Consider the following 17,556-nt stretch of genomic DNA (forward strand, 5'->3'; position numbering starts at 1 on the left):
ATGCAGGATCTCGAAGACCGTCTCCGCGATGCCGGGGTGGCACCCGAGCACATCAACTACAAAGCAGTGCTGCAGATGGCGGCTGCGCCGAGTTCTGCGCCGCTCACCCCGGACAGCCGGACCCAGCGGAACATGCTGCGCGCCAAGTTGGTTCACCGCGGCGCACCTGTCGCTATGACCGGCGGTGGCGGCTCCCCGATCAACATCGTCGCGGACACCGACGTGCCGGCGGCGAGCCGTGGTTTCGATGATGCGCCGGATCTGTTCCCGGTGGTCGTCGCAGATGCGCATGCCGTTTCGGATGCGCGGTTGCGGCTGACGGGGGGAGTCGAATCAGCGTTGCGGCAGGCCGGCGACCTGTGCCGAGACGACAGCGCCGACCGTGCGGGCCTGCGTCGGCAGGTTGATCGTGTCGTGATCGCTGCCCGCACGAATCCGCGCCTGCAACCGCGGAAGCTGGCCCGGATCGAGCGCGTGGCGGCCGCACTGGCTGCCGGTGAAGTCGTGGAACTCCTCGACGTCAGCGGGGCGGTGATCGGCGATGTGGTCGACGTCGTTTCCGATGAGGCGACTTTCCGGCAGTGGCTGAGCGGCCGGGCCGCGCCGCGGCCTGTGGCTGGCACTGCGCTGTTGACGGTCGCGGAGGAGTCGGTAGAGACAGATTCCAGCGCACCGGTCGCTGATGAGCTGGTTCGGTCCGAGTTGCTGGCTGCCGTGGTCGCCGCGGTGAGCGCCGATGCGGCCATGGTGGACCTGGTGGCGGTCGCCGATGATCGCGACAGGTTTTTCGGTCAGGCCGTCCCGGTTGCGGAGGCCGCGATCGCTACACGTCTGCGCGAGCACCCGGACAACGGCTCGCCTGACGACGGCACCAGCGACCCGCAGGTGCGCCGGGTGCTGCGGGCGGTGCTCGACGATCTCGACGCCTACCGGTGGGTGGCGCGTGAGGCCGCCGAACAAGTGTGGAATCGGCGCGGGCCCGCACAAGGACCGTATCGCCGGTTGGTCGGCGAGCTGGTTGACTCGATCGCCGCCGACGCGGGACTGGCCGCACCCGCGCAGGACGTGCAAACGGTCATCGACGCCGCCGAGGAGCTGTCGGAGCTGCCGGACGCTGAGCAGCAGGTCGTCATGCAGGGCGCGCTGGACGTTCTCGACACGGCGACCAGCCTGGACTACGCCGCGCTGAGACGCGCGGCCATAGACCCGGATTCGCGCGAGCAGACCGCAGGCGACGGTCCGGAAACTGTTGTTGCCGAGGCTATCTCGCTCTGCGGCGATACCGTCGCCGCTGAGGTGATCCGTCAGGAAGTCCTCGACGACTCGACAGCGGACCGAGATCACGCCAGCACCGATCGTGATACCGAGATCACCGAGCACGCCCCCGAACATTTGACGTCGGACGACGCCGGCACTGGAGAGCTCGCGGCCGAGACTGGGGCGACTGCGCCGCCCGACGTCGCGGACACGCAGCCAGAACACCGGGATCCGGCCGCCGACCTCACCACGCCCACGGTCATATCTGAGCGCAGTAATTCCGTGCCGGTTGATGCGATCACCGCCGAGCAGCCCACCGCAGCCGCGCACCCTGCGGATGAGTCCGGCCGGGGACCTGATCCAGTGCCCGCACCGGCGGACGTGAGGCGCGAGCCTGCTGAGACCACATCTGAGCCTGCCCCCGGAGGCGATGCGCCCGGCCCGCGCGGTGAGCGGTTGCCGCCGCCGCGCAGCGGCGCCAACCTCGCCGCCGCCGCTGAGGCCAGAGCGGGCTGGAGTGTCCTCGACGAGGACTCTCGCTACGCCGATAGCCGCTACGGGGACGGCAACACCTATCGACTGAGCTTGTCCGTGCACACCAGCGAGGGCCCCTACAGCGCTGACCTGTACTGGAAGAGGTTTGGGACCAAGTTCGTCTACCAAAAAGACGACTCGGAGTTGATCGGCCCGGACGGGCGGCCGAGCAGAGTTCCGTTGGGGGAGATCACCTATCTGATCGGCCACCTCGAACCCCTCGCCATGCCCGCGCGTACCGGCCGCCCCCTCGATCGTGACGCCGACGGCACCGATGTGACCATCGTCGACGAACCGGAGCTCCAGCCCCCACGGGCGGCATTGGACACCGCCAGGGCCGCGCTCGCACTGGGATGGACCGCCAACCACGTCCGCCACCCAGAGGACTTGTTCCCCTACGTGCTGACCCTGACCAGCCAGGACGAGCCGGCCCGCACCCTGCGGTTGACCTGGCTGCTCGACCCAGGCACTCAGCACTACAACTACGACCGGTGGCGATCGGGGTTCGTCGTCGACGACGAAGTGCACCCCGGGCTGCCCCTGACCGAAGTCACCCGGCTCTTGGACACCCTGCGTGAACAGTCAACCGCGCTGGCCCTGTTCAACTCTGACGGCAGCATCGTCGAAGAACTGCTCACCGACTGGACACGACCAACCCCGACCTCGCAGGCACCGGGCAACGATCCCGAACCCAGCGTGGTCACCGAGCCGGCCAGTGGACTGACCGCCGGGGCGCCCCCGCAGCCAGCGGCCTCTTCTGGCGGCGAGGCGAGCAACGAGCTGGTCGAGGCTGCAACGTCTCCCGAGAGCACTGCGCCGGTCACCGATCCGGCGGTCCGCGCGGGCTTCGCCTATCCGCAGGTGTGGCGGGCGTTGCTCTACCCACCGCCCGCCCAAATCCCCTCGCCGTTGATCGCCGCGAGCGCCCTGGCCGACCGGGCCCGCGTCAACGGCTGGACAGCAAGCACCCGGGTGCTGCCCGCCGCCGAAGCGGCGAACGAATCGGGTTTGGCCGATCTGGTATTCGAACTCCGATTGTCCGGCCAGCAGGGTGCCCGCCTCGAGGAAGTAACGCTGCGCTGGCTGCGTCACGGCGACCGGTGGGACATCGACAGCGAGAACTGTTCGGCAACAACCGGATCGGCTGATCTGGACACTGTCGCCCGGCTGGTAGACACCCCCGCCGCGAGGCTACCCGAGGCCGCCGCCGAGATCCTCGACGCGATCACCACCGAGGCGCTGGCGTCGGCGCCGACCCGCCGCCCCAGCGGCGAACCCTACGACACCTACCGCGATCGAGTCACGGGACCGATCACCACCGCACTCGACGCGGCGCTCGAACGCGAGAGCGCCGGACTCGACGAGTCCCGGCGTCGAGCGGCGGCCGCCGTCGTCGAGCATCGCCCGCTCGTGGACAACCTGAGCGCCGCCATCGCCCGGCAAATCTGGTTCGACGGCGAACTCACAGCAGCGGACATGGTCGAAATCCACTGTGTGGTAGAGGATCACGCGAATACCTACGCCTGGCTCATGGGCGAACAGGGCGCGCCGCGTTACATCGCGGAAGGACACCTGCGTGAGCTGCGAAGCCGCGTGGGTGACCATCCAGTCTTCCAAGCTGTGGCCGCCGAGATCGCCTCGCGCCGAGACGAACTCCTCACCGGCACCCACAGTCAGCGCGAAGCAGCCGTCGCCGTCCGCGCCGAAGCCAGGCAGGCCACCACCACCCGACTGTATGAGCAGGCACGCGAGTCGCTCCTCGACGGCAACCCGGGACAGGCGCGACGGCTCCTCGCCGCCGCCGCACACACCACAGCCGCAGATCCGCGCGTCGACAACCTGTGCCGAATCCTCGACGAGCACTTCCCTCCCGAAGGAATAGCCCCGGCCGATCCCCGCCGCGCCACCCACGGTCCCAGCGCGCCGGTAAACGCGCCCACGCATTACGCCGTCGAGTGCGGGTGGCGCTTCGATCGAGTCGACGACCCCGGCCACCTTGCGACATACACCTTCCGTCACCACGACACCGAGACCGGCGACCGCCACTACCTGCGGCTGGTGTGGGACCTCGAAGACGGCGTACCGGTGTACAACCCGCAGGCGTCGCGCCGCAGCCGCATCAGCCGCACCCACACCTCGATCTCCGGCGCTACAGGTGGGCTCCCGCTGAGCCAAGTGCGGCGAATGATCGAATCGGTCGGGGGCCGTGAGGTTCCACCATCGACGTCGACCGACCCCACCGGTCCGGCACCGGAACTGACGCCCGACCAGCGGCTGGTGCTGTGGCTGGTGGCCCAGCAGTGGCCACTGGACTGGCGGATCACCAACGCGCTGGCCGACCCCGGCTATTACTTGCCGTTGCTGTTCGACCCGCCCGGACAAGCCTTCGGGCCCGTCGCTCAGGCCACGATCGCCAGCACACGCCCGCACTGGGCCGCAACGGATCTGCGGTTCCACATCCGCGGCGGAATCATCGAACTCTGCCCCAGCGGCGACTATGCCGCCGCTCCCGGTTCGACTGCGGTCGCGGTGATAACCCGCGCCGAGTTCGCTGCTCTTGCCCACTCACTCACCCCCGCTCAGCGCCACGCGCTCGACCACTACGGCGACACCACGCCGCGTCGGCAGTTACTCGGTGACCTTCTGCAAATCCAGGTCGTCCTCACCCCTCCACCAGTGGAAGGAACAGAGGAGCGGAGAACACAGCTCAGCCATGCGCTCGACTCCGGCGACGTCACCAACGACGACTCCGCCGCGATCACTATCCGGTCCGCCGACACGCAATCGGCCACCGAAGTTGCTGACGAACTCGCGATCCTCAGCGCTGCTCACCATCGGCTGATCACTGTGGCGCGCACCAACCCGATTGCCGCCAGATTCCGCCTCACCGCGCCCGGCCCGGTGGAACCGATCCAGCTCAGCTCGAGCACCGTTTCCGCGCTCCACAACGCACACCTGCTGCACACCAGCTCCCCCAACGAGGCTGGGGGAGAGCAGATGTGGTGCACCCCGGCGGGAGAAGATCGCCTGCGCGCGCTCGGGCGCGTGACTCGCGCGGAACCCGAAGTCGGAGACCGCGTCCTCAACATCGTCACCGGCGCCGGCGGTGTCGTCTGCGGATACAACGAACTCGACGAGACCTTGCGCTGGGCTGAGGTGATCTGGGAGCACGGCGGGGGTGACCGTGCCTGGAGCGACGACGTCGAACCGACCGATCTGGTGATCCTGCAGCCCGCTGCCGTGAGCGCCGAGCGAGCCGCCGAGATGTACCGGACAGCCATCGGCGCGCCGCCGCTGGCAGCTGAGGCCTCAGTGCCCCCGCCCCCGGTTGCCGCCGACAGTGCCGAAACGATCGTGGACACACAAGCAGCGATAGACGCTGTCGAGGACACTGCGGAGGCGCCCACCGGCGTGGTGCGGGGATTGCCCGGCTACGTGGCGGCCCGGGAATACAACCTCACCCTGCGCCGATATGTCCCCATACCTCGCACGGGCCGCAACAGGTTTGCCCTGCACATCGAGGACCCGACCAGCCAAGACGCCGGGGTCAGCCGCGTCGTACACATCTGGCAGGCCGCCAGCGACCAGGGGCTGATCAACAATGCTGTCTCGGCGGGTTTCCTGCGCCCGAGCCCTGCACAAACCGGGCAGCCGGATGATGCCGTGGGCTGGCTGCGCCAGCCCGGGCAGCAGCACACCGTCGGGCACCGCTTCACCGCGCTGTGTGCGATCGCCCATGACCTGCTCGACATCACCATCGAGGCTGACCGGACCGCCGTCTACGCCTACCGGCGACAGTCCGGAACGCAGCGGGTGGTCATCGACCCTGCCACGATCACCGAGCTCATCGAGGAGGGCGCGGTACTGCGCAGCGCCGCCGGGACGCTCGCGCTGTCCGGCGAAGGGGAAGGCGAGCGCGAGTGGCTCGAGACCTTCGGCGGCAAAGGCCCGAACGTCGGCGACCGGGTGCTGCACGATCTGTCCGGCAGGGTCGGCATCCTGTGCGGCTACCAGGAATTGCCGACGCGACGCCTTCGCGCCGCGGTGGTCTTCGAGCAGGAAGGCGTGCCGCAAGGTGTGAGCGAGCAGCTCGATCCGGTGTTCTTGACCACGCTCGATCCCGACGTCCTCACCCCCGCTGCGGCGAACGAACTCTACGATTCCGCCACTGATTCACAGCGGGAACCAATGGTCACCGTGCAGGTCGCCGCGACACCCACCGGCGAGCAGGTCGCCGAACCCAACCAGGTCCTCTCGCCACTCGAGTCCCAGGCCGAGCGGCAACCTCCGGTGCCTGCGGTCGGGTCGACCGCACTGGCCCGCACCAGCGACGATGTCGAACCCGGTTCCACCTCTGCTTCGGCCGACGCGGTGGCGCACCTGCTGGCACGCAACGGATTTTCCGACGACCAGCGGCTGCTGCTGTTCGCGTGCAAGCCAGGCGAGGTCGCGGACGCATTGGTCGCCGACGAGAAGGGGCTCCGGCGTATCGATACCACCTCCGGGCCCGTCCCGACGCGAGCCATCCGGCATCGGCCTGCCTGGAAGAACAGCTACATGCACACCGACTACGCCGGCACGGAAGTGGCGCTGGCGCTGTGGCCGATCGTCGGACCGATGCCCGATCCTCAGGTGCGGATCAGCGACCCGGAATTCGACCGGTTCGCCCAGAGCCTGGATCCACTGGTGCGCAGCCGATTAGCCCAGAGCTATCAGCTTCCGGCCAAGGACGTGCAAACGCTGATATACGAAGTCCTCGAGATCGGCGCGATCCCTCGACCCCGCCAAACCCGCAGCCAGGAGCCGTCCGCGCAAACCCTTGCGCACCAAACCGTCCCCTACCTGGGGGTGTCCGATATCGACCGTGCGGTCATCGGCTGGGGAGTACTGCGACGCAGACACCCGGGCGGACCGCTCATCGGCCGACGCGTCAGCTACCTCCAAGACAAATACGGCAGCAACCAAGTCTCCCAGGTCGCCGCCGAGCTGGGCGAACACTACCGTGCTCTGCTCACCGCCGACCCTGACAGTTCACCGGAGGAGCCGAACCCGGCGGCCCAGCAGCTCGAGCAGTGGTCCGAGCAGGCCGCACAGCACCGGACTCAGGCCTTGCAGTCGTGGGCCACCGGCGACCACGCGGGGGCGCTCACCGCTTTGCGGAAGGCCGAGCTCACCGATCCGCTCTGGGATCCGGTCGCCGAGCCCGGCTACCGCGAACTCGTTGCCCGGATTCGCGCCGACCGCGACAGGCACGCCGCCATGACGGTGGCCGAGGACGCCTACACGCCGCCGCTACCGCCGAGGCACCCGTTCCGGGACAGTGCAGCCTTGCACGCGTGGCGGGATCAGGTGATCAGCGAGCTGGCCGACGATCCGATCTTCACCGTCCGCAATTTCCGTGACCCCAACCTGAGTAACGGCGCGAACCGGGTGGCCCGCGGTCGTGTACTCGACGAGGTCATCGCCCGCACAGTGTCCACCGCGTTGAGTCAGCACACCGGGCTGCTCGCCGACCCCGTCGATCCGACCGCGCGGGACTGGCTGACTGCTGATATCTGCCACACCATCTACCCGGCGCTCGCGCGTACCGCCGCCGATCCACTGTGGACCGAACAACGCCCCTACGCCTGGCGGATCAACACCAGCGACCACCTCGAAGTCGAGTGGCACCATGGCAATTGGGCAGTTTGCACGAGGGCGTCGAACCTGCTGTGGCGCGACTACTGGGGGCTCGACTACCGCGCGGCGTTGGGCGCGGTCCTGATCACGGCCGAGCGCCGCGACCTGCTCACCCCTGAGGTCACTGCGGTCCACGCTCGCGTCGATGCAGCACGCACCGCGCTGGCCGGCTGGGCGAGTCCGCTGCTGCGCGAGCACGAACTGATCCACGTCGTCGCCCGCGACGCCGAGTTGATGCGGACCACGATCATGGGGGAGATGGACGGGGCTCTGGACTCGGCCTTGACTCACGCGGCTGTGGACGCCGTCTTGGATCAATTACCCACCGCCGCAACCGATTTAGCGGCCGAGGTCACCGCGACCGGTCTCCGCGCGCGCGACGTGCTCATCGAGCACGCCGTGAAGCCGGTGCTGCGCCAGCTCCAGCGCGAGTACGCCGATAACCCGCCCGCACCTGGCACCGCGTTGATCGGCGGCGACGTGTGCGAGCGATTACACGACATCGTGGTCGGTGATCCCGCCGCCCAGCACATCGTGCTGACCGATCACCGCGCTCGCTACCTGCGCCATATCGACCCGGACGCACCTCGCTGGATCGATCTCGACAACCCGCAATCATGGGTCGGCGCCGAGGACCTCGCCGTCGCGATCGACAACGCCCGCCGAGACCTGGCCGGCCCGAACCTCTCCGTGGCGGCCGAGATTGAGGTCGAACACGGGCTGGGGCTGATCGACGGGGTCGAGCGCTACGAAGGCCAGGCGGGCAACGATCACCACCTGACCGTCGGTGCACGGATGTATCTCGTGCGCTCACCACAGCAGCCAGGCCAGCCCTACGACGTACTCACTGCCGCCGCTCCGGTCGTGCGGCTGCTGACCCGGACCACCGAGCGCGTCCTGCCCGGCGACGACTGGACCACCCGGCAGCCCGCGACCCAGATCGGCACCGCCGAGAACCTCGGCGACGTCATGGTTATCATCCGCGCCCACCTGGCACCGATCGCCGAACACCACGCGCACACCCTGCACCAGCGCGACGCCGTCGACATCGCTCGAGACCACATCGATTCGATCGTGGCCGCGATCGCCACCCACACCATGGTGCAACCGGCCCGCACCCGCAAGGTCATCGACACCGCACTCTCCGCCATCGAGGCGGGCACCTACCCGCGACTACGCGACACCGTCCTGCGCCACGAACTGTCACGCGGCACACCCGAAGCCGACAGGTGGGAACTGCTCGCGGGCCTGGATACCCTGCACGACGCGCACCGCGCCGCCATCAGCAATGAGCGCTGCTCCGACCGAACCGATTCTGCTGCAACAGATCTCGAGCATTTGGCGGATGCAACAGCTGAGGTCGCGGCCGAGGAGTTCGAGTACGGTCATCTGTGGCGCCCCGTGGTCGACCACTCAGCCCCGCGCCTGCCAGCCGAAGCCGAGCAGATGCCGGGCATGGCCGCGGCCGTACAGCAGGCGCTCGAGGCGGGCTGGCGGGTCGCCATCACCCAGGAGTACGACGACGAGGGAATCCGGTGGGAGCTGCGGCTCCGTGGCACACCGACCTCCGGGTTTCGTGACTACCTGCTGCCCTGGGTGCAGGACCGGGCCGGCGTCGGCTTCGTCTACCGCGAGGACCGGTCGTGGTCGGTGTGGCATTCCAACAGTGGCTTCCTCGACCGCGGGCAGGTCCCGCTCCGGTCGGTCTCCCAGTGGTTGACACCGTGCGAACCGCCCGCATCCACCGCCGGACTCGACGCGGTGATCGACGCGGCCACAGCCGCCGCGATGCAGGATCCACTGCTGGGGGAGTTGCTGGACTATCCGCCGTCGCTGTTCGCCGACATCATGGCCCGCCGCAGCGAATACGTGGTGCGCCAAACCCTGTCCGCCGCATCGCAAGCCGCCGCTGAATCCGGTGACTCGACGCGCCACGCAGCCCTCGCCGCACTGTGCTCGGACAAACTCCTTGCGGCCGATCTAGGCCGCGTCGTAGCCCAAACCCGTTGGCTTGCAAAGTATCCTGATCGCGACAGCCGGCAGTTGAGCAGCGACAGCACAGCGGTTACCGTCGCCGGTCCCACACCGGAAGAGCTGGACGATCTGCTGCGTGCGGAGCGGGAAGCACGCGGACGGTTGACCGAACCAGAACGGTACGACAGCCCGGTCCGGTCGCTGCTCGAACGTGGTCGCCACTATCTCGACGCGCGCAGGCAGCGCCTCCAGACCGACCTGGCCCAGCCCCGGCTCCGGCGGCACATGAGCGAGGCGCGGCTGCTCGCCGAACTCGCCGAAACCGAGGCGATGTTCGCCCAGCTCGCCCTGCAGGGGCCAACCTACGACCTCAACGCCTTGCCGGTCATCACCGACGAGGCCGCGGTCCTGTACGCGGCGAGGGACAATCGCATCGCCGTGGACGCGGGGGTCACCGGCACACCCGTGTACACCTATGGAGACCGGTTCGCGCGACCGGTCGCCCGGGTCGAGGCAGTGATGGCCGAGCGTCTGATCGCCTACGGCGATCTCGTGCACGCCCAGCCGAGATCGCCGCTGCTGTCTGTGGCATTCAGCGCCCGACCGCGCGCGTTCGCGCAGCTGAGGCAAGGCCGTCCTGCGGTCGGGGACCGTGTCCTCGCGATCGCCACCGGTCGTTTCGGGATCGTCTGCGGATATCACGACCGGTCCGGGTGGCTGACCGCCACGCTGGTGATGGAAGACGACGACGAACCACAGGGCCGGGCCGACGAGATCGCGGCCATGTACCTGACCAGCGTGCAACCAGCCGCTGTGGACCCCGACATCGCCGCTGAGCACTATCGCAGCCTGATCGCCGCCGAGGACGACCACAAGTCCGAGCCGACACCAACGACAACGACGGCAGCCCCTTCACCCGGCATAGCCGGAGGCATCGAGGCTCCACCCTCCGAACCGGACGCGCTGTTCGAGGTATCGCCCTCGATCTCGCCCCGCATTGTCGGCGAGCGGCAGGCGCCGGCGTGGCGCTTCGAACCGGTATGGAGGGCCCTGCTCGACCCGGCCACACCCCGCACAGCACTGGTGCTCGATGTGCTGGTCAATCGAGCGCTGAGCGACCCGCAGTTGTTCAGTCTGCCTGCCGCCGAACACGATCAGTTTCGACGCAATGCCGCAGCACACATCGACGACAAACTCCAGGCGGTGCTAAGCGAACTCAGCGAGCTCCACGCCGATCCCGAACTGCGCGCTGCTGCAGGCGAGATCACCGCGCGTGAGGATCTACGGCACCAGATCAGCCTCGCAGTCGCCGATTATGCGGCACAACTGATCCGTACCGCCACATCGGCTGTCACACAGCAGCTTTCAGGCAATCAACGGCTGCTATTGCTCTCGTTCGGGGCCGAGCGGGCCGCGGACCTGCTGGGCACCTACGCCGAATCGCGCACGAAATCACTGTTCGAGTCCTTGACCAGCGGCCCCCTGCCGGACCCGATAGTGCGACTACGGCCCGACTGGGCAGGCCTGCGATACGAAGCCGCCCGAGGCGGCACGCTCATTGTCACCTCATCGTGGTCAGAACTGCCCCAAAGTGCAGAGAAGACACGAGTCACCCGCAAGGCCCTCACCGCCCTAGCCGAGTCACTGCCACCACTGGTGCGAATCCACCTGGCCCACCAAGGATCCGCGCACGCAACCTCCCACCAACTCCTCGACACCATCCTCGGTGTCAACGAGATCACCCCACCCACCACCGGATCCCACGCCGAACCGACAACGACCACGGGCCTGACCTATGAGCAGACCCGCGCTGAGCACGATTCCACTACCGGCGAGCAGGTCCTCTCACGGGTCGAGGAACCCACGATACCGGCCGACTCACACAGCAGTACGACCGACACATTCTCCGCGCCCGATCCGGAGCTCTCCGATCCTGCCGCTCGAGAGACGGCCCCTGGCCAGCTCGATGGCAGCCAAAGCGGCGCGCTTCCAAGCGATCTCACTCACAAGCGAGACCGCACCACCGGAATCGCGGCACCGGACGGAACCTTGCGTGACGCGCTCGCGCTGGTCCCGGCATACGAGCGTCATGATCGCTACTACAGCGGATTCCACGCCAACCACAACATCACCGCCGGTGAACGAATGTACATCTTCCGGGTGCCGCGCGCGGCGGGGGAGAAGTACCGGATCTACACCGCCAAAGCCGCCGTAGGGAACGTGCTGCCCCGATGGACCGAGCACGCGCCGCGCGGCGATGACAGTGCCTGGGAACGCGACACCATCGCACGAATCGCCAGCGTCGAACACGCCGAACAGATCATGCCGATCATCCGCGCCCACCTGGCCCGCACCGCCGAAATCGAGGCCCACGCGCTGATAGCCCCGGGTGCCCGAGCCAGCGCCGAGCGCCGCATCGGCGAGATCCTGGCCGAAGTCGACGCCGTGGTTGAGCCCGAGCACGCTCGGCATACCGTCGACGCCACCATCCGCGCAGCCCATGCCATCGAGCAGGGCACCTACGCCGAGCAGGGGCGGGCGCAACTACGAGCTGCTCTGGCCGCGCACTGCCCTGAAACCGACAGGTGGGCGCTGCTGGCCGCGTTCGACGAGTTGGATGACGCTACCACCGCCGCCGCCAGCTACCAACGATTCTCCCACCACGGACTTACGGATCAGGTTCCCCAGCACCGCGACCCGCACCAGCAAACCCCACCCCAACCAGCATCGGCGCCCACCCCGGAACAGCAGGAACAACAAGGGTCGTTGTTCCGTGCGCTCGCCGAGGACCACGCCACCTCGCGCACCTCAACGGCCCCGCATTCGGGTCCTATGTCCGACCGGGAACCTGTCAGCACGCCGACTACGGCGAACGCGACCCCACCGGAGCTCGGACACCACCCGACTGCCGAGCCAACCATCCAAGATGCAGACCCCTCCGCCGTGGACGCCGCAGTGCCTGCTGAAGCGATCGAGATGCGTCGGCTGGTCGAAGCGGCTGGTCACCGAGTGTCGCCAGCGCTGTTCAACACCGCCACCAAGTTCGACCTATCGTTCAAACTCTTCGGGTTGCCCAATGAACCGGGCTACTCGCTGCTGTGGAATCGCCACCAGGACACCGGAGACTGGGTCTTCAACCCCTTCCGATCCCACGGCCACAGCTACGGTGCCGATCCACACGTCGTAGTCGATCTCGAGGAGGTCCGCAGAGTACTGCGGGCCAGTGCCACGGACCCGACCGCCGCAGCCGCGATGTTCGACGACCGCCGCGCTGGCCTTGCCCAAACCGTCTCCGCGCCAACACTTCCCGACCCCGACGGGACCGCGGAACTGAGCGCTGCGATCGTTGCCGGGCTCGCCGAGGGGCACCCCCTGCTCGTGTTGGCCGATGTGCACCGGATCGACCTCTACCTGCAATTCGCGGGAGGCATCGCCGCCGATCAGGTGGTCCCTGACGCCTTGGCCAATCTGTTGCCGACAGCCCCCTTGGGGCCCGCGGCACGCGCCAATGCCGAGCGGCTCACTCGTGGCGACCGCACGCACATCGAACAGATAGCCACCCGCATCGTCCTGGATGTATGGGCTCACGCGCACCGACGCCATATGCTGACCCGCCCCCGATGGCGGGCCAGCCCGGACTATCCCTCGACCCTGCAGTTCTGGGCGAACCCGGCTAGCGGGCGGGTCACCGACGTCGTGGCCAACCGAGTGAAATCCGTGCTCGCGGAAGTTCACCTCGAAACCGATGGCCGCGATTTCATCCTCACCGTCACCCGCAGCACCAAGGTTCCCTACAAGCTGTCGGTGGCCAGGATCGCGGGTCAGCCCACACCCTCGGTCACCGAACTCAGCGACCTGTCCACTCTCGCGTCGATCCTGCGCACCACCCCACCTGTCACGAACGAGACTCAACCCAGCCTCGCGCAGACAGCGACCGCCCCACGTTCCTACGGCCACGAAGCGGCAACGTCGGGAGATGCGCCGACCGTCGAGCTCGCGGCGCCGGACGAATACGAGTCCACCGCCACGAATACCAGTTCCGATCAGCCCACCGGACTCGAATCCATCACTGCCACAGATGAATCACCAGCAACCACGGTGGGCGCCACCGGTGAGGTGTCGCGGTCTCCCGGCGTCGGCGCGGTGTTGTCGGCGGATCAGCGACTGGTGCTCGCCGTGGTCGCAGCAACGACCAAGGCAGGAAAACTCGCCGCTGTCATCGACAATTCCGACGCGACGACCGATCTACTCGAGTCGTCGTTGCTTGCAGGGATTCCGTATCACGTCCGGAAGCTGCGACCAGAGTGGACGGGCTGCACGGTCAAAATCATCGACGGCGAACTGCGCCTCACCAAATTCGGTGAACTGCCGCCCGCTGTCGCTCCGGTCGTCGTCACACGCGGCGACCTCCAGGCGTTCGCTGCCTCGGTCACCCTCGATGGCCCGCTGCCGACACAGCTCGAACAGATCGAGACACTGATCCTGTCTCTGCTCGACGTTGACACGATCCCTGCGCACCCCATCGACCCCATCTTCGACACCGACACCACCTCCGCTGTCACAGTGACGGAATCGACCGAGGCATCCGGTCGTGACGTTGACGCCGATACCGGGCCTCGCGAGGATGTCGGCGCCCGGACGGAACCGGATTCCCCGCTTGGCCATGCCGACCGATTCGACGACGCTGACGCCTCGCCGGCATACAGCGCAGCGGTGTTATCTACCGCCGAGACCCTGTCCGACGATCAACGACTCCTGCTCTACGCACTTGCCAGCACCACACCTGGTGCGACTCGGCTGCGCCCATTGCTCGGCAACCCGTCTGCGGTCAGCACGCTGCTGGATTCACAGCTGTCGTCCTCGATGCCGAAAACACTGCTGCCGTGGCGGCCGTCGTGGGAGCAATGCTCGATCCAGATCGCCGACGACTCGATCCAACTGAGTCGCTGGGGTCAGCCGCTACCTGATGGCGTCGAACCAGTGGCCCTCACGAGGTCTCAACTCGAAGCACTCGCCACTGCCAGTACCGCACTCACGCCGCCAGCCGGCACGGTCGGTGAGGTCTCTGCAGCAATCGCCGATCTGGTCGAAATCGACACTGTCGCATCAACTTCCCGCTACGGCCCGAAGTATCCGCGGCTGTGGGAGGCTCTCGCGCGGGAGCTGAGCGTCAACGCTGCCCGGTTTGCCGACGACCTCACCATAGCGGGGGAGCGCGAAGCCTGCCACCACAGCTATTGGGCCGCCGTCGCCAAGCGCATCACCTGCGAGCTGGCCCTGATCACCAACCCTGGTGACGAGGCGATGTTGCGTCACGAACTGGACACCGCTGAAACCGCCCGCGCCGCCTTCGCACGCGGCATCGCCGTGCGCGAAGTTCTCGATGAAGTGCTCGGCCCGCTGTGGGCGCGGCTGGACGAAACCGACACTCAAATCCTCGCCGACGCCATCGATCAGGCCGCCGCGATGGCACGCGACGGCGGCAGTCCAGTCCCGGACCTACACTCGGCGCTGACCGCGCTGGCGTTACCCGACGTCAATGTCGACGCCCTTATTGCCCGGGTCGCGAACCTCGCCGACCTACCCGCATCCGAGGTGGTCAGCGCCGATCCTCAGCCGCGGCAGGGACGCAGCGGTGATCGGTGGCAGATCCCTGCGGCGTCCACCGCGTCCACTGCGACCAAGGCGAACCTGGCGCGGTTGTTGCGTGCCGCTGAGCGTACGAGCGAGGACGTCGCTGATCGGGCGGCCCTGAACTTCGCTCGTACCGCTTTGACCACAACCGAGTGGGCACGCGGCGGTGGTATCGAGGCCCAGGCACGGCAGATGGCGGAGTTGAGCCAGGAATTCTTGGACGCCTACGGACAAACCCACAGCGACCTCGATCAGCAGATGGAAGCGTTGGTCGCACTCGCCGACGAACTCGACCGGCTCGGCCACGGCCAGATCCATACCGCCAAAGCCGCAGGCAAAGACGTAGCGCTCACCGCCTATCTGCGTGGATTCGCCCGCACCTATCGAGAACACCGTCCGCAGACCACCGACAACACCAGCGCACCGGTCATCGATGCCGTCGAAGCCCTCGACCCCGCCGATCCGAGAGAGCCCCACATCCCGGCGTGGTCACCGCTGGCCGCCGCTGCCCGCGCGTACGCCTGGGACGTCCAGCACACCCAAAGGCAAGCTCCTACAGGTGATTTCGAGCATCTGCTCCTGGTGAGCCAGGTTCGAGACGGGGAAGTCCGGCAATTCGAAATGCCGTGGCGAGTGCCCTCTGACTGGCGACGCCCCGTGTACCTCGCCGCGCACGCCCGCAGCCGGTTCTCACACGACACCGACCTATCCGCCGACCGTGGCCTGCTACCGGCCGTCGTGTTCGCTCAGATCCGTGCACCCGCTGCGGACGCCGTTCCCGGCGGGGCCGATACGAACACGACCATCGAGCAGTTGCGCGCGTATGCCGACCACGCTCACGAGACCATGGTCCTCGCCGACGGACTCGCCCCGGCCGCCCTGCTCGGCGGCGACGTGACCGAAATCCTGTGGCGCGAAGCCGAATTAGCGCTCATCGATGCCCAGATCGCTCCCGTCGACTCCGCCGACCGCAAGGCGGTCAGGCAAGCCGGTCATCTTCAGCATCACCACGCGTACAACGTTTCCGAGATCGCGCGGCTGGAGCTGTTCGGGACCCTGCGCGAGGAACTCGCCCCCCTCATCCAGCAGTGGAAGCTGGCGTTCGGCACCCTGCCCGACCATCGCGTCCATGAGTTGCTCGTCGCGGTTCACGCGGTCATGCACGCCACCACCCGCGCTGATGGCGACTACCGCGCGCCGTGGGAGCACCTGGAATCGTTGCTCGGCACCGACGCGCTCACCGGTAGCGAAGCCGACGCGCTGCGCGAGTTCGCTGCGTCCCTGATCCCAGCGCATCTTCCCGGCCCGGACGGCACCTACCCAGACCAGCACACCGCGCAGGTCGTAGCCTGGCTCGCCACCGCGGGGATAGCGCACGAATTCGACACCGCCGAAGACACCGAAGCTCAACTGGCATTCGCCCTCGGCGCTGACGCCGCAGCAGAGCTGATCGGTTCGCCCGGCTGGGCTGGTTTGGCAGCGGTCATGATCGCCGCGGAAAACCGCGGCTTCGACCTCGATGTCGTTCTGGGCCGACAGTATCGGGCCGGCGTCGGGATGACCGCCGAGATGCTGCGCCAGCAGATAGGCGCGGCACTCGACAGCGCTGACGGCACGGGCCTGGCCGGTATCCCGCATCAACTACTGGCACCAAGCCCCGACCCAGGACCGCCGCACCGCGACACCGTCGCACCGGCAGGGTTCGACCGTGAACTGGCCGACCGCGTCGTGCGGCATCTGCTCACCGACCACGCGCGGGAGGCGGCTCAAGTCGAGTCGCGTCTGCCGCGCCTGGCCGCCGCGGGCGACCCCGCGCTGTATCGAGGATTCGCGGCATTCTTGGCGGCCGACGAAAACTTCGCGCTCATCGATGCCCTGGCCAGCGGTTACTGGAGCATCCGCGACCGCGACGAGCGCGCCCTGGCCCGCGAAGCCAACGACTTCGACAACGACGAACTGATCGCCTACCTGACGCGGCAGGTCGCGGCAGCGGTCTGGGCTGAGCACGCATCCTCCCCGCCCGAGGCCGCCACCACCGCGATGGTCCGTGCCTACTCGATGCACGAATCGGTGCGCAGCTGCGAGCTCGACGCATCCGGACGAGGCCACCTCGAACTACAAGCCGCGCACCGCCGATTCCGCCTGGACCTGACCGGCGACGGTCGCTTCCAGGTGCGCGTTCTCGATCCCACCGGCGGCGACGAACTACTTTCCGACGTTGCCTCAGATGCCGCGGTCACCGACGTGTGGACGGCGATCCGCAGATACCTCCACAACCAAGCAGAGCTGGAAGCCCACGAGGAAATAGCGCGACACACGGCCATTCCGCCGGCCGCCGAATCCTGGATCTCCTCGGCCAGGGAGTTCGGGTGGTCGGTAGACCACAACTGGAGCCCGTCGACAGAGTCGACCTTCTGGCTGACGTTGCAGCGCACCGATGTCAACCCACACTGGCGCATTCTGCTGCCGTGGGAAACC

The 17,556-nt window shown here is 67.7% G+C and carries 1 protein-coding gene (cut by a window edge); it reads left to right on the top strand.

Going from position 1 to position 17,556, the window contains the following annotated elements; all coding sequences use genetic code 11:
• Positions 1 to 17,556 carry the 5' portion of an SNF2-related protein gene (locus tag IBX18_RS39485; RefSeq protein ID WP_194838523.1) on the top strand. The gene runs 12,060 nt beyond the window's last position, so only the first 17,556 of its 29,616 coding nucleotides appear in the window; it begins with the start codon at positions 1 to 3; the stop codon falls past the right edge of the window.

The organism is Nocardia sp. XZ_19_369 (genome assembly GCF_015355715.1).
In the GTDB taxonomy this organism is placed as follows: Bacteria; Actinomycetota; Actinomycetes; order Mycobacteriales; family Mycobacteriaceae; genus Nocardia.